This is a genomic window from Desulfosarcina ovata subsp. ovata (assembly GCF_009689005.1).
Classification (GTDB): Bacteria; Desulfobacterota; Desulfobacteria; order Desulfobacterales; family Desulfosarcinaceae; genus Desulfosarcina; species Desulfosarcina ovata.
Genome location: NZ_AP021879.1, coordinates 6,297,047 through 6,313,760 on the forward strand (window position 1 = coordinate 6,297,047; position 16,714 = coordinate 6,313,760).

The window sequence follows — 16,714 nt, forward strand, 5'->3', positions numbered from 1 at the left end:
CCATAATAAAGACGGATTCAAATGACCAGATGATACAGCCTACCGCGTGGATGGCGTTTCGCCAACTATGCAAAAAGCAACTACCGTAAAAAACCGACTTACAACAAGAAGTCAGTATATTTTTCCTCTACATATTAGCAAGGCAGAAGCGCAACTCACCCCATGAGCCTCTGTTAACAACGACGATCTTGGTATTGATGGATCGAATTTCAAGTTTTTTTTCAACGAGTTTACCGGTGTAGATCAGGAAGTTTTTAGCGGAAGTGTAGGCGATCAGGAGTCTGTAAGGGGTGTTGTCGAACAACAGATCCAAGCGCACCTGGCCGGTACATGGTTCTCTATCGATACATTTCTGGCAGAGTTTTTCCTGATCATTGATGGGTTTGACGGCATCCAGAGATCGGCAGACAGGGCGTCGGTTCCGGTAGAGCGTTCTGGCGGCGCCGTAATCAAGGATCCGGCAGTCAAGCGCTGGGATCAGTTTTCTTTTGTCACCCAGATCGATGCCCAGAGGTTTGACGGTGATGTAGCGTGCCATCATGCGCTGTACGATGTCACGCAGGATTTCGGCTTGCTGCGGGTTCATGGCATATCTCCTTTCATGTCAGTTCCCAGCGTTGGAGGATGTCGTCGAGGGTAAAGGGATCGATGGGGCCGTCCGGTTTGCTTTCGGCCAAGATTTTTTTGAGCATAGGGACAACCAGGCCCGGGATGCCTCTGGCGCGTTCAAACAGGATATGCATCCCCTGCTGACAGATGCGCTGCAAATTTTCGGGGCCGAAGTGATATTCGATAAAAGGAGGCAGTTCATCGAATGTCAAACCGGTCAACTCTTCCCTAACCACGATACGTCGCCACAAAGGGGCAATGGCCTGAACTTTGTCCCGCAGCAAAGGCATACCGATCAGCAGGATGCGTACCGGGCAGCTGTCGTCAAGATTGCTTTCGGCCAGCGCCTTTGCCTCCAGCAGGGTTTCATCGGCCAATTCGTGTGCTTCGTCGAACCATATCAGTAACTGGTGGGGTTGTTCGCCAAGCGCGGATATCAGGCCCTGGAGCGTTTCGCTGTGAGAACGTCGGGTGGGCAGCCTCATCCAGGTGGCCAGCACGCGGACCAGGGCGGTTGCACTCAGATGACGAGCGTGAGAAAAATACAGCACGCGATGCCTGCAGCGGTCCAGGACGGTGTTCAGCTGCCGGCACAGCCAGGTTTTGCCGACACCGGTCTCACCGGTTAACATGAGATAACGGTCGTTTTCGTTTCGAAAGGCGTTTTCAAGGTTTTCAAGCGCCCGTGCAAAGTCGTCAAAGACAAAGTAGGACGATGGGTTCATAGAGAGTCCTCCTGGGGATCGGGTTTATTTGCCTGTGCCTTTACAAGCCTTTCCAGGTATTGCAGATAGGTTTTCAGGGCACGGTTGGGTCCAAGGGCGTCGGCGGTTTTGTCGATCGCTTGGTGAAACGGCTGTGCGGGCAAGGGGCCGTTTTGTCGATAAAAGGCTTCGATGGCCGCGGCTTCGCGTTGGTCGATGGGGACGGGGCGCTGCAGCAGCCGGCTTAACTCACGAAACACTTCCGGCAAACCGAAGCCGGGCTGGGCATTGGGTCGGCAGTGACCCTGCCAGACATCCAAAAGTTTTTGCAGCTGTCCGGTGCCCCGTTTTTCCTCTGTCTTTTGAAAATCGAAGGGGTGCTTTTTGGTGAAGGGTTCAAGCGGGATCTGGTGCGCATCATCGATGATCAGCAAGGCTTGGTCTGTGTTGACCGGATCGTAGCGAAAATCACATTCTTTTCCTGCAAAGCGGGTCGGCACACGGAAAAGGCCGTTGGGTAGATTCACCTGGCCGGTTTTCGGGTGGCTTTTGGCCTGGACGGCGATTTTAAATGCCTGGGCAAGTTGTTCGGCACCGACGCGCCGTGTTGAGAGGCGTCGGGCCAGGGCTTGTTCCGGGGTCATCTTGATTTCACGATGGTGGTGCCGGTTGTAGACCAAAGCGATCGTCGCCTGAAGCAGAGCCTCCAGATGATGGATATCGACCACTTCCTGGTTTGGCAGCTCTTTGACGAACCATCTTTTCAGGGATCTGTGATAAGCTTCGATTTTCCCTTGTGCCTCTGGGTTGCGGGATTTTACCCAGTTTCGATGAACCCCCAAAAAGGCAAGGCCGGTGCGGAAGACTTCGGAGTCATAAGCCGAGGCGCGGTCAAACTGCATGCGAAGGGCAATCCCCCACTTGGATGCGGCCAGGCGAAAGACCCTGACGGCGGCTTGGATATTTTCAGCCTGTGCGATGATGGCGGCCAGAATGTATCGGCTAAAATCATCGAGGATCGACAGCACATGGACCCGGATCGTTTGGCCGTCGGTCAACATTACCGAAAACGGGCCTTTGGCGTCCATCTGCCAGATCTCGTGTGGCTGATCTGTCTCGTACAGGTCCCGCAGCTTTTTGCCTGCTGCCTTTCGGCGTTGCAAAATGCCCAAAAATGCCGGGTGTGCGCGAAGATCACGGCTCAGGGTCGAGCGACTCATGGACAGCTCACCGAACTCCAATTCGAGGTAAATCATCAGCTGGGTCAAAGAGCGCCCGGGCTCTTCGTACAAAAGCCCCAGGGCGTAGTTCACCTGTTCACTGCGGTCGGTGCGGGCCAGCCCCTTGTCTTTTCTGACCTTGGGCATCAGCCCCAAAAAGCCTTTTTCGCGGTAATCTTTCATCCACCGGAACAGTGTGCTTCTGCCGATGGGCCTTTTTGGGGACGAACACGGCCATTGAACAGACTTCCGCGTACGATCGCTAAGAATGCGCCGTTTTTCCGCTTCGGTCAGTTTGTCGTCCACAAGTGGACTGATCATTTCGAACCGCCAGGCGGCGATCTCCCATGAATCGGACATGACAAGGGCTCCTCTGGAAGAATTTGGCCCCATGCTAGCATATTTTTAAAATCGATGTGTTCAGCCGCCGTGCAGCGAATGCCGGTTTTAAAGCCAAGGCCGAACGAATTGCCCCAACTGACGATGAGACAGTCGAGTTCAACGAAGTTTGGCGGATTTTCGGACGCGATCAGCGAACCGACAAATTCAAATTTTTTGCAGGCTTCAAGACGTTCCCGGCGCCCCTGGCTGCGGTAACGATGCGGGTTGATCCAAACCGGTTGACCATGCAATGAACACATTTGTGGGTAACGGATTTCCAACTCCGCCTGGATCCGAGTGGCCGGTATGGAAAAGGTCGTTTCCCCCATCGGCCTGCCCAGCCACCAAGCACCCAAACCTTCTGTCCATGCGTGAAGTGTCGTGTGCCCAGGGGTTTGATCACCGTAAAAATGATTCCAAACCACTTGGCGCAATGCCATGTCTCCTCGATTGTATAGGCTTACCGAACGCTCGATAACCGGTAGTGAGTAAAGTTTGTAGGGAAGAATATCCGCCGGGAGCAACCGGAACCGGCTTTTACATATGGGGCATCTAACCAGAACAATCTGGGCCATATCCTTGACCACCGTATCGATACCCTCTTGATCCTTTTCAAGTTTGTAGGAGGTCCGACAAACGGTGGATCTGGTCAATTCAAGTGATGGCGGTGGTTGCTGGCAGGCGCAATCGACAGAACATTTTGGACAGATCGTCTCGGCCAGATAATCGTCAAGAAGTCCTTGCGAATAAAGGCAAATGTAAGTAGCATTGGTAATTGCTATGGTGATCGGGATGGGTGCCTCCATCTTGGTTGCCGAAGGGGGCAGGCCAATGCCCCCTTCATCCTTATCGACGAATTCTGTAGCCCGCCTCCTAATCGGTTTGTAACTCCCTGTATAATACCCTTTTTCTACGGGTGAACAAATGAACTGGTGCTTCAGTGAAAAATGCTGAGCACCGGATTTTGTTTTTGATAACTCTCTGAATGAAAATTGAAGGGGGCGGACATGCGATTGCCAAGGTATGTGATGGGAGGTTCGGAGTGAGTGAGGTGAGGAGGACTGAGCCGTGATTATTTGTTCTATATTTTTTTCTACAATTGAAAATGAGTCAGTGGGTTAGTGGGCTTTGAGTCTCTGAGTCCGTGGGCCTCTGAGTCAGTGAGCTCTGAGTCTCTGAGTCCGTGAGATGCGAGTCTCTGAGTTCGTGAGCTACGACAGAAAAACGAACTCAGCACTGTTTAGAAGCTGGTACATGACAAGGTCCTGCTTTTTAACGCCGTCTTCCATTAATGCATGTGCAAGCCGGTTGCATTCTGTGTTGACCTGCGGGTAGGTCCAGGAAAGGTCTCTGCTCGGGCAGATCAACGCTGTTCTTTCTTCAAAACGGTGCACATTTCTCAAAAAACCATTAAGATAGGTGAAGTCGTTTTGAAAGGTTTCCTTAAACATCTTTGCGTTATAGGTTAACTTTTCCTCCGGCATTTATTTGCTCCTTCTGTTAAAGTTTCGGTGGATATAGGGCTGCTCACCACTATTCAGAAATTATCGGAGGCGATATTGCCATCCGAAAAATGAGAGACGATCGGGCAGAAAGGAAAAGACGGAAACACACAGCCACAAAGCATTATAAGATGTTCAGCAGGCAATAAGAGGCGTTTAATTTACTATTGCCATTTAAGTACCATATATGTTTTTTAAAAAACCATATATGGTACTTAAAAAATATTATGGTATATGTCAAGGGGAAAAATGTGGGATTACATTTTTTTGGCTTGTGTGGTTAAAGAACAACTGTCTAACTGTGATACAGTAATAACACCTTAAAAAATATTAGATAAAACATGATGAGGTCGGAAGGTAAACATCAGGGGCAGGATCACTCTACACGACACCGAGGAGGCTTGCCAATAGTAGGATGTGCGGATTTTGAAATCACTGATGCCAACGGAACACTACGTTCAATTTTTTTGCTGCTAAACTAAGAGCCCATCTCCGGGATTGTTTCCTATCATCTTATTCTTTTACCCGCCGCAGTTCTACCTGAACACGATTCATCGGGTTTGGGCAATTCCATACCAAATTCAACAACAAAACAATCTATTAAAAAGAAAAATGTCCGTAATGAAGGGTATGCTCGATAATTTGGCGCTTGATTGCCGCCGTTGCCATTTTTTCACGGATGACGTAGCGGTATAGCCCGGCATTGGTGATGTCGCCGACAAAGACGGCCCCGATCAGGTGATCGCCGTTCTTGTCAAATACCAGCTTGCGATAGGACCCGGTGGCCGCTTTGCGGTGAATTTCATAGTCTCCGTCTTTGGTGTGGACGATTCCCATGGCCACGAACGGCTCATTGGCCACCTGGGTGGCGTTGAGAATACCGAACGTACCGCAGTAGGCGGTCTTGAGGCCGGCCATGTTCTGTCCGGCGCAGCGCCCCATTTCCACGGCATTGGTCCAAAGTGCCGTCATGATGGGCGTTCCGGCCACCGGATCATGGGTCACGGCAACGTCCCCGGCGGTGTAAACGCCCGTCAGATTGGTCGCCGTGTAGCGATCGGCCTCGATGCCCTCGGTCACCCGGATGCCGCTGCCGGCCAGGAATTCGACATTGGGCCGTACCCCCTTGCCGATGCAGACCATCTGGCTGGCCAGTTCGCGGCCGTTGTTCAGAACCACCCCGGTTACCCCCGTTGCATCGGATTGAATCCCGACGGCGGCGACGCCGGTCATAATGGCCAGACCGGCGTCATCCAGGGCCTTGCGAATCAGCGTCGCGTCTTCGGGATCCATGAGTTGGCTGAGCACTTCCGGTGAATAGACCACCAGGGTGACCTTCACCCCCCGTTCCAGCAGGGCAAACGCGGCCTTCAGGTTCAGCAGTCCCCCGCCCAGCATAACAGCATGCTCGGTTTGATCGATCCTGGCCGCCATCCGGCGCGCGTCGTCCAGGGTCCGCAGGGCGAATACACCCGTTGCGTCGGCCCCCTCGATATCGGGCGGCACATAGGGACGACTGCCGGTGGCCAGTAGAATCTTTTTGTAACCCAAGCGTGTTCCGTCTTCCAGAACGATGCAATGGTTGTTGGCGTCAAGCGCTGCCGCCCGGGAGCCGGTATTTACGGTGATGCCCGCTGCCTGGTAAGGCCCGCAGCCTTCCAGGACCATTTCGTGCGCCTGTTTTTTTCCGGAGACGAGGAAAGGAATCAGGGGCCGGAAGTAAGGGGCGTCCGGTTCTTCGGAAATTACCGTGATCGTTCCGGTTGGGTCTTTTTCCCGGATGGCCTGCGCGGCCGCCATGCCGGCCGCGCTGCCACCGACGATTACATATTGGCTTTGCTCCCGGCCCACATTATCCCCTTTCCGCTTTGACAAGCTCATGCGAAGCGTTTTGACGGACTGTTTTGGCGTATGCCGGCACGCTCTGGTAGATCAATGCGCCGGTGGGACAGGCACTGACGCAGGCCGGAACGTCTCTGTCCGGACAGCGGTCACACCGGTAGGCCTTGTGTTCCTCGAGATGGCGTCCGATCACCCCATAGGGGCATACCATGACGCAGGTCCAGCAGCCGATACATTTATCGCTGTCGGTTCGCACCACCCCATCGTCATCCCTGTGGATGGCGCCGCTGATGCAGGCATGCATGCAGGGCGCCTCCTCGCATTGCCGGCAGACCAGCGGCACTTTGCGGTCGGGCGCCACCCATTCGACGTAAACGCGGCTTTTGGGACGCGGGGTCTGCATAACGGCGCCAAACAGGGTCTTGCTCTCCGAGTGCTCCACGGCACAGGCATTGATACACGAACGGCATCCCACGCAACGATCCGTTCTGACGAATATTTCTTTGGGCTGTGACATAGCCTCCTCCTTTATGTCTGTCCGGATGGACACTAAATACCCAGTGCCTGGCGCTTCTTGTCGATGTTGTCGATCATCAGGCCGGCGGCTTTTACCGGATCGGTTTCCACGGCGAAGGCCGCGCCCACGACGTCGTTGGCCGCCTGGGTCAACACCTCGGTCACCACCGGGCTGCCGAGGACCGGTGGCACGGTACCCAACACGGTGAATATCCCCGAAGAAACCACGTAAGCGCCGATGCTGACCGCCTTCTCGCTCATCCACTCGGGCGCGGCACCCGCCACCGGCAGGTCACAGATGTCGACCCCCAATGCATTGGCCACGGCGGCACATACCGAAAGGATGCGGCTGATGTCGACGCATGAGCCCATATGCAATACCGGCGGAATCCCCAGTGCCTTGCAAACACCCTTCAGCCCGTCTCCGGCGTCATCGGCCGCCTCGGGCAGCATCAGGCCCACCTTGGCGCAGGCAATGGCGTTGCATCCGGTCGTCACCACCAAAACGTTGTTTTCGATCAAATGGCGCACCAGTCCCACGTGCCCCTCGTCGTGTTTGATCTTGGGATTGTTACACCCCACCACCCCGGCAATGCCCCGCACCGCCCCGGACTTTATGGCGTCGAGCAGCGGATCGAGCGATCCCCCCAATGCCTTGAGGATGGCTTCGGTGCTGAAACCGACCATGCAGGCTGTCTTATCGGCGGGAATGAATACTTTTTCCGGAACCCGGTGGGCATAGTTTTCGACTGCCGATCCAACGATCTCCTTGGCGATCGCCAGGGCACTTTCCTCACTGAACTGCATGTGCACGGCCCCGGGGAACTTGGCTTTGGGAGAGGTGGAGATAAAGCGGGTATGAAAACATTCGCACAGGTCGCCCAACGCCGGCATGATGCACTGCACGTCCACGATCATGGCGTCCACGGCGCCGGTAATGATGGCCAGTTCCTGCTGCATGAAATTGCCGGCCAGGGGAATGCCGTGGCGCATGACGATTTCGTTGCCGGTGCAGCACATGCCCACGACGTTGATCCCTTTGGCACCGGCGGCCTTGGCGTTGGCCACCAGGCTCGGGTCGCCGGCTGCGGCCAGGATCATCTCTGAAAGTACCGGCTCATGGCCGTGGGCGATAATGTTGACATGGTCCTCCTTGAGCACCCCCAGGTTCGCCTCGGATTTCACCGGCATAGGCGTGCCGAAGAGAACATCCGAGATTTCGGTGGCCACCATCGACCCTCCCCAGCCGTCGGCAATGGAGGCCTTGAGGCCCTGAAGGATGAGGTTGACCGGATCGTTGTCGACACCGATGTGTGTCCGGTGCATGATCTCGACGATCTCACGGTCGATACCACGCGGATCGATACCCATTTTCTGCCACTGGGCCACCCGCTTTTGCGGTGCCCGCCGGGTGAACTGCAACGGTCCTTCTTGCTTGCCGAATTCGGCGTAAACCGCTTTGGCCAGGTCCTCGGCGATAGCCTCCTTGCTGCGCTGGTCCGTGGCGATGCCATATTCTGCGGCCAGTGCGGCCAGCTTGGCTTCGTCTTTGATTTCGTATCCCCCGCTTTTTCCCTCGGCGGTGAGAAGCAGGGTATGGGCCAGATCACGTCCGTGGTCGGAATGCGCCGCCGCACCGCCCGCAATCATGCGGATGAGGTTGCGGGCCACGATGATATCGGCCGTGGCCCCGCAGATCCCCCGCTGGGGGCCATCGTCTTCAAAAGGACTGATCCGGCAGGGGCCCATGTTGCAGTTGCGGCAACATACCCCCAATTCACCGAAACCACATTCGGGAAGCATTTTTTCGTAACGGTCCCATACCGTTTCAAGGCCGAGTTGTTCGGCCCGGTCAAGCATCTGATGAACTGCAGGGTCAATACTCTTTTCCATAATTTTGTCGTCGAAGGCCATGCTTTTCCTCCCGAGTGGTAATTGACAGGTCGATACGCTGAAAGTGTTTTGTTGAACGTTGTGAATTTTATCTCATTAGAATTAAAAAAATAATACCCCGCGTCAAGCAAAAAGGTTTTTCTGATAGATCCCAGCACCGATCGCCTTTACCAATGTGGCGATCGGTGCTCTACAATGTATCTTGACACTGATATCATTGATGTTTTCCGTACACGAGCGGAAAAGGCTGGCTATGGATATCAGACAATGATTAATGAAGCCCTCAGGGAATATCTTACGAAGAACGGAAAGCTTCTTGACGAAACGGTTATTCGCCAAGTAATTCGAGAAGAATTGGATCGGGCAGCTAAGGATCGGGGATGATATATTGGACAAGACGCATTTGAAAAAACGAGAACCCTTTCTATTTTGTCCAACAACCTTCCTGATCAGCCTACTTGTCCCTTGTGAAGCTAAAAGCGTAAGCTGAACCGCCTTGATACGGGATCCGTATACCGGGTGGTGTGGGAGGGGGGCGTCGTGAGGCTACTCCCTATCCCGATCAACTGCCTAATTTTATCTAAAATTTGTATGCCAAACAGCATAATCATCAAGAAGTTGTGCACTTTTGGTATTTTCTTCGACTGTTTTCAAATCCGCAAGGGTTAAAGTGAATTTTTTCTTATCATCAATTCTTCGAACTTCAACAGATAACCCCTCTTCATCTTCAACCTCATCATCTAAACCCAAAATTTTATAAATTCTTTCAAATTGGTCATCAATATTACTTTTCGCGATAGCTTGTTTAAGAAACTCTTCGTTCACAATTATTTTTTTAGGGGCGTTTTGTTGAATAGTGCCTGACTTAAGCTGTTTCTTTTTTTCTTGTTTTTAGCTTTTTTAACCATGTTTTCCTTTAATTTATAGGGCTTCAGGGAACCGTTGACAGAACCGTCAGCAGGTCTTTTCCAAAATCCTTCACCTGCCAGTTGCGGATGCCCTCGATCCCGGCCAGTTCCTTTTTCGTGGTGGGCCGCTTGACGGCAATGGCAGTGAGCAGGGCCTTGTTGAAGAGCAGGGCAGGGTCCAGTTCCAGATCCTCGGCGATTTTATCGCGCCACGCCTTGATCGCCTTGACCCGGTCGGGAACCTTTGGTGATACCGAGGGCCGCCGTTTGCGCGGGTAGACGGGCAGCTTGTCGGAAGGGATGGCCTTGGCCTGTTTGACAATTTCCGCCAGGCTGTTGCCGTGGATCCGGATCTGTTTGGGGCTCAGGCAGCGGCCGGCCTCCATGGCCTGGGGGGTGTCGGTCATTTCATTGGCGATTTTGAGCAGCGAGGTGTTAGAAAAGACCTTGAACAGCGGACGGTCTTTTTTCATGGCCAGGTCCTTGCGGTACTGCAGCAAGCCTTCCAGAATCGCCAGGTTGCGCCGCTGCAAGCGACCGGCGCCGCGAAAACGCAGAAACAACGGGTCATCGCCGTTTTCCACCGGCCTGACGCCGGACAGGTATTCACACTCCTCCACGACCCACGCCAATCTTCCCTTGGCCTCCAACTCGGTCATGAGCGCCTTGGCCAACGGGATCAGATAGAAAACGTCCGATGCCGCATACTCGATCATCCCGTCGGGCAGGGGCCGCTGGGACCAGTCCTTTTTCTGGTAACGCTTGTCCAACTGGATGCCAAACCGGTTGTTGACCACCGCCCCCAGGCTGGTCTCCTTCTCGCCCAGATACATACTGGCCAGTTGGGTGTCGAACAGATTGTTGATTTCAATGGAGAAATCCCGGTACAAGGAGCGTATGTCATAGTCGGACCCGTGGAATACCTTGCAGATCCGCTTATTTTTAAAAAGCGGTGCCAGGGGGGCAAGGTCGTTGACTTCGAGGGGATCGATGACCACATTCTCCCCGTTGCCGGCCATTTGCACCAGACACACTTTTTCCTGGTAGTGAAACATGGAGTCCGCCTCCAGATCGACGGCCAGAAATGGTTCCCGGTCGATCTTGCCGGCAAACTGCTTGAGATCGTCATTGGTTCGGATGAGCCGGTATGGCGGTACGGCGAGGTTGTTCATATTTTTTGCTTGACCCGGCAGGGCTTTTTCCCTACTTTCCATAAGTTATCTTTTTATCAATGAATTGTTGGACAACCCGTCTGACGACAGTGCACAATCAATTCACGGAAGGTTGTTTAAAGGAAATGATACATATCACACTTCCCGATGGAAGTCGAAAACCCTTTGAGGATTATCCCACGGGCCTGACGGTGGCCAAAAGTATCTCCGAAGGCCTGGCCCGGGATTGCGTTGCCATGGAAGTGGATGGCAACTTGGTCGACCTGGATCGGCCGATCCAAGCCGATGCCTCAATCCGCCTGATCACCACCCGCGATCCCGAAGCCCTGGAAATTATGCGCCACAGCGCCGCCCACGTGATGGCCCAGGCGGTGTTGGCCCTCTATCCTGATGCCAAACTGACTATCGGGCCGGTGGTGGAGGATGGCTTCTACTACGATATCGACATGCCGCCCCTCTCCGAAGAGGCGTTTCCCAAGATCGAAGCCGAGATGAAACGCATCATCAAGCAAAAGATTCCCATCCGGCGCCACGAGGTCAGCAAGGCCGAGGCCCTCACCTTTTACAAGGACGAGCCGTACAAGACCGAAATGATCGACGCTCTGGCCGACGGCACGATCTCCTTTTACAAACAGGGCGATTTTACCGATCTTTGCCGGGGGCCCCATGTGCCCCACACCGGTTTTGTGCGCGCGGTCAAACTGATGCGTGTATCCGGCGCGTACTGGCGCGCGGATCAGTCCAAGGCCCAACTGCAGCGTATTTACGGCACCGCTTTTTTCGACAAAAAACAGCTCAAGGAGTATCTCCACTTTCTCGAAGAGGCCAAGAAGCGCAACCACCGCAAGATCGGGGCGGCCATGGATCTGTTCAGTTTCCATGACGATGCCCCGGGCATGGCCTTTTTCCATCCCAAGGGGATGGCGGTGTGGAACGCCCTGCTCGATTTCTGGCGCGACGCCCACCGCGCGGCCGGCTATGTGGAGACCAAGACCCCGATCATTCTCCAGCGCACCCTGTGGGAGAAGAGCGGTCACTGGGAAAATTACCGCGAGAACATGTACACCACCGAGGTGGACGAGCAGGCCTATGCCATCAAGCCCATGAACTGCCCCGGCGGCATGCTGCTCTACAGCACCCGGCCGCACTCCTATCGCGAGTTGCCCATTCGTGCGGCCGAGATCGGCCTGGTCCACCGCCACGAACTGTCCGGTGTGCTCAACGGCCTGTTCCGGGTGCGCGCCTTTCATCAGGACGATGCGCATCTGTTCATGATGCCGGAGCAGATCCAGGCGGAAATTCTCGATTTGCTGCGTCTGGAGGAGCAGGTCTACAGCAAGTTCGGCCTGGATTTCCACCTTGAGCTGTCCACCCGGCCGGAAAAATCAATCGGTTCCGACGAGCAGTGGGACACGGCCACCAACGGCCTGCGTTCGGCCCTGGACGCTTACGGCAAGGAGTATCGCATCAACGAAGGCGACGGCGCGTTTTACGGCCCCAAAATTGACCTGCACATCAAGGACGCCCTGGGCCGCACCTGGCAGTGCGGGACGATCCAACTGGACATGAGCCTGCCCGAACGCTTCGACCTGACCTACGTGGGCCGGGACAACGAGAAGCACCGGCCGATCATGCTGCACCGGACCGTGTTCGGCTCGATCGAACGGTTCCTGGGCATCCTGATCGAACATTTCGAAGGCAAGTTTCCCCTGTGGCTGGCACCGGTTCAGGCGGCGATCCTGCCCATCAACGACGACCTGATTCCCTTTGCCGAATCGATGGCCACAACCATGCGCGACGCCGGCCTGCGGGTGGAGGTGGACGACCGTACGGAAAGTCTCAACCGCAAGGTCCGCGAGGCCCAGCTTGCCAAGACCCCGCTGATTCTCACCTGCGGCGGCAAGGAGAAGGAGGCGGGTACCGTATCGGTTCGTACCCTTGACGGCACCGTGCGCTACGGCATTCCCATGGATCAGTTCATGCAAAAGGTGACCGCCCATGTGGCCGAGCGGTGCCTGGCGCTGGACCTGTTTGACGAATAGTTTTCTGGTAAGCGTTCACAGGGCACCTCATCTGCTTTGTTCCCGGGCACTTGAAGTACGACAAGGTCGTCGGCGTGCCCGGCGCCGCGCATCTGAGGCACCCTGTAAACGATTACAGATCAATATGTTACGATAAATTGGTCACGTTGATTGCCATGAGAACTGCCCGATCAATCGATTTTTTTGCCTGGTTGCCGGTGGCGGCCCTGTGTGCGGCGATTTTTCTTCAGTCCTGTTTCGCATCCCCGGATATCGGTCCCTCGTTTCCGCTGAAAGACAAGGCGCTGCACGCAGCCGTGTATGCCCTGCTGGCCGGACTCGTTTTCCGGGCCTGCCGGCTGACCTGGCCGGCCTGGCGCGCCCCGATCCAGATCCTGGTGGTGAGCGTTGCCTTTGCAACCCTGTTCGGCGCCGGCGATGAACTGCACCAGGCGTTTGTGGCCACCCGGCAGGCCGATGCATTGGATCTGCTGGCGGATCTGGTGGGCAGCCTCGTGGGCGGCGGCATCTACCTGACGATTTTCCGGCGACCGCCCAAAGCGACAGCCAGGCCGTCCACCCCTTGACTATTTCGCCCATGGATGGGATGCCGTCACCGGAAGTGATGCGTGAAAATGATTTGCCGGCCGGCCTGAAAAACAACCAACACCGGAAAGACCCCATCATCATGTTTGCACAAGGACAGCGTCAACCCATTGGATTCGGTATCTCCCTGACACCGACCGGCAAAGCCATGCTTATCGCCTACGCGGCGGTGTACGTTCTGGAACTGCTTGCCGAACACTGGATGGGGATTCCCCTCTATCAGTGGCTGGCCCTGAGCCCGCCCGGAAGCGGGTATTTTCAATTCTGGCAGCTGGTCACCCATCCTCTGGTCCATGATCCGAGTGCACCCATCGGTTTTCTGATCGACTGCCTGGTCTTCTATTTTTTTGCCGGCACCATTGAATTGTCGCTGGGCACCGCCGGATTTTTGCGGCTTTACCTGATGGCTGCCGTGGGTGCGGCCATTGGCGGACTGGCCTTCAGCGTTTTGTTCGGCGTGGGCATCCCTTACGCCGGAATGATGCCCAGCCTGCTGGGCCTGATTGTCGTTTTCGGCCTGCTGCAGCCCGAAACTACCATTCTGCTGATGTTCGTGCTGCCCGTCAAAGCCAAATACATCAGTTACGGCACTGTCGTTGTCACCGCCCTGACCTTCCTGGCCCGCACCAATCCCCATGGTGCCTATCACCTGGGCGGCATCGGCCTGGCCTGGCTCACCTTCCGGTCCCCCTCCCAATGGCTGAACATGAACTGGTGGCGCTGGAAATATTTCGAATACAAACAGAAACAGCACCGTGCCAAGTTCACCGTCATCAAGGGGAAGAAAAATGATGATGACGACCGGCCGACCATTCACTGACGGCTTTCGTCAGCGCTTGCCGTCTGTTGTTGCGCGTGGCCGGTAAACCCCAATGTTGCAACATTGGGGTAACGATCCGTACTCGATCGCCCTGTAAAGCACATCACATACCAAGGTTAAATGCGATTGCCCTGGTGTGAATCCTGCTTCACCGAAATACCCGTCACCCTGACCGTATCCCTTGCCCATGCGCTCCGCAGGTCCGCCGGCCCACCACCTTGGCCGAAAACCGTGTCGGGGATTGAACCCGTCGTTGCCCGCCGCTGCTTGCACTTTACGGTATGGTATTTGCTATCTTTCTGGGACTCAAGAAATTCTGTACGGAAGCGTGTATGGTGGTGATTGTCATCGCACCCCTGCATTTCAACCATCCACCCCAAGTGTGAATTCAAACTGGTAAGGAGCGTCTTCATGGAAAAAAAATCACTTCATTTGCAGCTGGCCAAAGCAAAACGGGCGCGGGGGATCGCGTCGTCAAAGAACCCCATCCCTTAATCGGCAAACAGCATCTCATCGATATCAAACACCCCATGGTCGACCCCATTGCGGCCATGAAGATGAAGAAAGGCAAAATCGTCAGCGCCCAGGAGGCCATCGAACTGATCCGTGACGACGACACGATCGTGACGGCCGGGTTCGTCGGGGCCGGCTTTGCGGAGGAACTGGCCATTGCGCTCAAGGAGCGATTCCTGAAAACCGGCAGGCCCCGCAACCTGACCCTAACCTATCCGGCGGGTCAGGGGGACGGAAAAACGAAAGGCCTGAACCATCTGGCCATTGAAGGCCTGGTGGGTAGAATCATCTGCGGGCATACGGGACTGACACCGGGCTTGGGAAAACTGGTCAACGATAACAAGATCCTCGCCTACAACGTTCCCATGGGCGCCGTGACCCAGCTTTATCGCGACATCGCCGCCGGCAAACCGGGAAATCTGACCCATGTGGGACTCGGCACGTTTCTCGATCCGCGCATCGACGGAGGCAAGCTCAATGACCTGACCAAATCCGAAGGAGAAGACCTCATCACGCTAATGCAGGTAGACGGGAAAGATTATCTGCTTTACAAATCATTCCCCATCCATGTGGCCTTCCTGCGTGGCACGACGGCGGATCCGGACGGCAATATCACCATGGAGAAAGAGAGCATGGTTCTCGATGCCCTGAGCATGGCCCAGGCCGCCAGGAACTCCGGCGGTGTGGTGATCGTTCAGGTCGAACGGCTGGCCGACCTGAAAACACTCAATGCCCGCGAGGTGATCATTCCCGGCATTCTGGTTGACTGTGTCGTCGTGGCCAAGCCCGAAAATCATTGGCAGACCTTTGGCGAGCCATACAGCACGGCATTCAGCTGCGAACACCGGGTGCCTATGCAGGCGGTGCCCCCCCTGGAATTGAACGGCCGCAAGGTTGTCGCCAGACGCGCGGCATTCGAACTGAAACCGAACAGCATTGTCAATCTCGGCATCGGCATGCCCGAAGGGGTGTCCCGGGTGGCAAACGAAGAGCGTATCCTGGAGTATTGCACCCTGACGGCAGAATCGGGGATCATCGGCGGGCTTCCCATGGGGGGATTGGATTTCGGGGCCGGCATCAACGTCGACGCCTTGATCACGGAGAACTATCAGTTTGACTTCTACGACGGCGGCGGGCTCGACATCGCCTTTCTGGGCATGGCCGAGACGGATGCGGAAGGCAACGTGAACGTGAGCCGATTCGGGCCCCGTTTTACCGGTCCGGGCGGATTCATCGACATCAGCCAGAATGCCAAGACGGTCTGTTTCATGGGGATGTTTACCGCCGGCGGCCTCGAGCTTTCCGTGGAAGACGATCGACTCAGAATTCTTCAGGAAGGCCGCCAGAAAAAGTTCGTCGCGCAGGTGGAACAGAAAACCTTCAGCGGGCTGTATGCGGCCCAAAGCCGGCAGCGGGTGCTGTACATCACCGAGCGTTGCGTTTTCTCCCTGTGCGAGGAAGGCCTGGAACTCATCGAAATCGCCCCGGGGATAGACCTGGAAACCCAGGTCCTGGCGCTCATGGATTTCAAACCCGTCATGCGACGACCGCCCAAGCTCATGGACGTGCGGATCTTCCGTTTCGGCCGCATGGGCATCAAGGAAGACCTGTTGACCATTCCCCTTGAGGAACGCTTCATCTACCAAGAGGCTGATAACATCTTTTTCATCAACCTCGAGAACTACTATATCAAAACCAGTGAAGAGATTCAGCAGATGAGGGCGCTTGTGGACGATTCACTGGCGCTGCTGGACAAAAAGGTCCACACCATCGCTAACTACGACAATTTCAATGTCTCTCCGCACCTGGTGGATGAATATGTGGAAATGGTCAAATACGCGGCGGGATTTTATGAGAGTGTCACCCGCTACACCACCAGCACCTTTCTGAGGATGAAGCTCGGCGATGAAATGGAGCGGCGGGGGGTCGCCCCGCACATCTATGAAAGCCGGGAAGAAGCCCGCAGTGCGTTGGCCTGCGGATGAACCGATAAACAGCCGCTACTGT

15 protein-coding genes are annotated in these 16,714 nt (G+C 55.2%); 5 read left to right on the forward strand and 10 right to left on the reverse strand.

Going from position 1 to position 16,714, the window contains the following annotated elements:
* Positions 1 to 127 precede the first annotated feature (127 nt).
* The 8 genes from GN112_RS27600 to cooS all read right to left on the reverse strand — a co-directional run bounded on the left by GN112_RS27600 (position 128) and on the right by cooS (position 8,688).
* Positions 128 to 586, reverse strand: a complete 459-nt coding sequence (locus GN112_RS27600; protein WP_155310207.1) for a hypothetical protein — start codon at positions 584 to 586, stop codon at positions 128 to 130.
* 13 nt (positions 587 to 599) lie between these two features.
* A complete protein-coding gene (locus tag GN112_RS27605) occupies positions 600 to 1,334 on the reverse strand; it encodes an ATP-binding protein (RefSeq protein WP_155310208.1) in 735 nt (244 codons plus the stop codon).
* Positions 1,331 to 2,893 carry a DDE-type integrase/transposase/recombinase gene (locus tag GN112_RS27610; RefSeq protein ID WP_162458929.1) on the reverse strand — a complete coding sequence of 521 codons (1,563 nt, stop codon included), beginning with the start codon at positions 2,891 to 2,893 and terminating at the stop codon, positions 1,331 to 1,333. The genes GN112_RS27605 and GN112_RS27610 overlap by 4 nt, the downstream gene beginning before the upstream one ends.
* Entirely contained in the window at positions 2,851 to 3,720 is an 870-nt protein-coding gene (locus GN112_RS27615) for a hypothetical protein (protein ID WP_155310211.1), read from the reverse strand. The genes GN112_RS27610 and GN112_RS27615 overlap by 43 nt, the downstream gene beginning before the upstream one ends.
* A gap of 405 nt (positions 3,721 to 4,125) precedes the next feature.
* Positions 4,126 to 4,398 carry an AMP-binding protein gene (locus GN112_RS27620; RefSeq protein WP_155313111.1) on the reverse strand — a complete coding sequence of 91 codons (273 nt, stop codon included), beginning with the start codon at positions 4,396 to 4,398 and terminating at the stop codon, positions 4,126 to 4,128.
* Positions 4,399 to 5,016: 618 nt separating this feature from the next.
* A complete protein-coding gene (locus tag GN112_RS27625) occupies positions 5,017 to 6,267 on the reverse strand; it encodes an NAD(P)/FAD-dependent oxidoreductase (RefSeq protein WP_231717154.1) in 1,251 nt (416 codons plus the stop codon).
* Between the two features lies 1 nt (position 6,268).
* Positions 6,269 to 6,775, reverse strand: a complete 507-nt coding sequence (locus tag GN112_RS27630) for a 4Fe-4S dicluster domain-containing protein (protein WP_155313113.1) — start codon at positions 6,773 to 6,775, stop codon at positions 6,269 to 6,271.
* Positions 6,776 to 6,807: 32 nt separating this feature from the next.
* Positions 6,808 to 8,688 carry an anaerobic carbon-monoxide dehydrogenase catalytic subunit gene (gene cooS, locus GN112_RS27635; RefSeq protein ID WP_155313114.1) on the reverse strand — a complete coding sequence of 627 codons (1,881 nt, stop codon included), beginning with the start codon at positions 8,686 to 8,688 and terminating at the stop codon, positions 6,808 to 6,810.
* A gap of 174 nt (positions 8,689 to 8,862) precedes the next feature.
* Here cooS and GN112_RS35455 point away from each other — a divergent pair, with 174 nt between their 5' ends.
* Positions 8,863 to 9,051 carry a BrnA antitoxin family protein gene (locus tag GN112_RS35455; protein WP_155313115.1) on the forward strand — a complete coding sequence of 63 codons (189 nt, stop codon included), beginning with the start codon at positions 8,863 to 8,865 and terminating at the stop codon, positions 9,049 to 9,051.
* 192 nt (positions 9,052 to 9,243) lie between these two features.
* Here GN112_RS35455 and GN112_RS27645 read toward each other — a convergent pair whose 3' ends face one another.
* Both GN112_RS27645 and GN112_RS27650 read right to left on the reverse strand, forming a co-directional pair.
* A complete protein-coding gene (locus GN112_RS27645; protein WP_162459146.1) occupies positions 9,244 to 9,492 on the reverse strand; it encodes a calcium-binding protein in 249 nt (82 codons plus the stop codon).
* Positions 9,493 to 9,598: 106 nt separating this feature from the next.
* A complete protein-coding gene (locus GN112_RS27650; protein WP_162459147.1) occupies positions 9,599 to 10,747 on the reverse strand; it encodes a ribonuclease D in 1,149 nt (382 codons plus the stop codon).
* A 125-nt stretch (positions 10,748 to 10,872) separates the two neighbouring features.
* Here GN112_RS27650 and thrS point away from each other — a divergent pair, with 125 nt between their 5' ends.
* The 4 genes from thrS (at position 10,873) to GN112_RS27670 (ending at position 16,692) form a co-directional block, all read left to right on the forward strand.
* Positions 10,873 to 12,789 (forward strand): threonine--tRNA ligase, encoded by a 1,917-nt coding sequence (thrS, locus tag GN112_RS27655; protein WP_155313118.1) that lies wholly within the window; start codon positions 10,873 to 10,875, stop codon positions 12,787 to 12,789.
* A 155-nt stretch (positions 12,790 to 12,944) separates the two neighbouring features.
* On the forward strand, positions 12,945 to 13,355 hold the full coding sequence (locus GN112_RS27660) for a VanZ family protein (RefSeq protein ID WP_155313119.1): 411 nt from the start codon (positions 12,945 to 12,947) through the stop codon (positions 13,353 to 13,355).
* Entirely contained in the window at positions 13,352 to 14,194 is an 843-nt protein-coding gene (locus GN112_RS27665) for a rhomboid family intramembrane serine protease (RefSeq protein ID WP_155313120.1), read from the forward strand. The genes GN112_RS27660 and GN112_RS27665 overlap by 4 nt, the downstream gene beginning before the upstream one ends.
* Before the next feature lie 530 nt (positions 14,195 to 14,724).
* Positions 14,725 to 16,692, forward strand: coding sequence for an acyl CoA:acetate/3-ketoacid CoA transferase (locus tag GN112_RS27670; protein ID WP_231717155.1), 1,968 nt, complete (start codon positions 14,725 to 14,727; stop codon positions 16,690 to 16,692).
* Positions 16,693 to 16,714: the final 22 nt, after the last annotated feature.

What these genes read in the sequence shown, in the direction of transcription:
- GN112_RS27600 (WP_155310207.1), bottom strand. Translation starts at nt 586, where the DNA reads ATGAACCCGCAGCAAGCCGAAATCCTGCGTGACATCGTACAGCGCATG.
- GN112_RS27605 (WP_155310208.1), bottom strand. Translation starts at nt 1,334, where the DNA reads ATGAACCCATCGTCCTACTTTGTCTTTGACGACTTTGCACGGGCGCTT.
- GN112_RS27610 (WP_162458929.1), bottom strand. Translation starts at nt 2,893, where the DNA reads ATGTCCGATTCATGGGAGATCGCCGCCTGGCGGTTCGAAATGATCAGT.
- GN112_RS27615 (WP_155310211.1), bottom strand. Translation starts at nt 3,720, where the DNA reads ATGGAGGCACCCATCCCGATCACCATAGCAATTACCAATGCTACTTAC.
- GN112_RS27620 (WP_155313111.1), bottom strand. Translation starts at nt 4,398, where the DNA reads ATGCCGGAGGAAAAGTTAACCTATAACGCAAAGATGTTTAAGGAAACC.
- GN112_RS27630 (WP_155313113.1), bottom strand. Translation starts at nt 6,775, where the DNA reads ATGTCACAGCCCAAAGAAATATTCGTCAGAACGGATCGTTGCGTGGGA.
- cooS (WP_155313114.1), bottom strand. Translation starts at nt 8,688, where the DNA reads ATGGCCTTCGACGACAAAATTATGGAAAAGAGTATTGACCCTGCAGTT.
- GN112_RS35455 (WP_155313115.1), top strand. Translation starts at nt 8,863, where the DNA reads ATGTATCTTGACACTGATATCATTGATGTTTTCCGTACACGAGCGGAA.
- GN112_RS27650 (WP_162459147.1), bottom strand. Translation starts at nt 10,747, where the DNA reads ATGAACAACCTCGCCGTACCGCCATACCGGCTCATCCGAACCAATGAC.
- thrS (WP_155313118.1), top strand. Translation starts at nt 10,873, where the DNA reads ATGATACATATCACACTTCCCGATGGAAGTCGAAAACCCTTTGAGGAT.
- GN112_RS27660 (WP_155313119.1), top strand. Translation starts at nt 12,945, where the DNA reads ATGAGAACTGCCCGATCAATCGATTTTTTTGCCTGGTTGCCGGTGGCG.
- GN112_RS27670 (WP_231717155.1), top strand. Translation starts at nt 14,725, where the DNA reads ATGGTCGACCCCATTGCGGCCATGAAGATGAAGAAAGGCAAAATCGTC.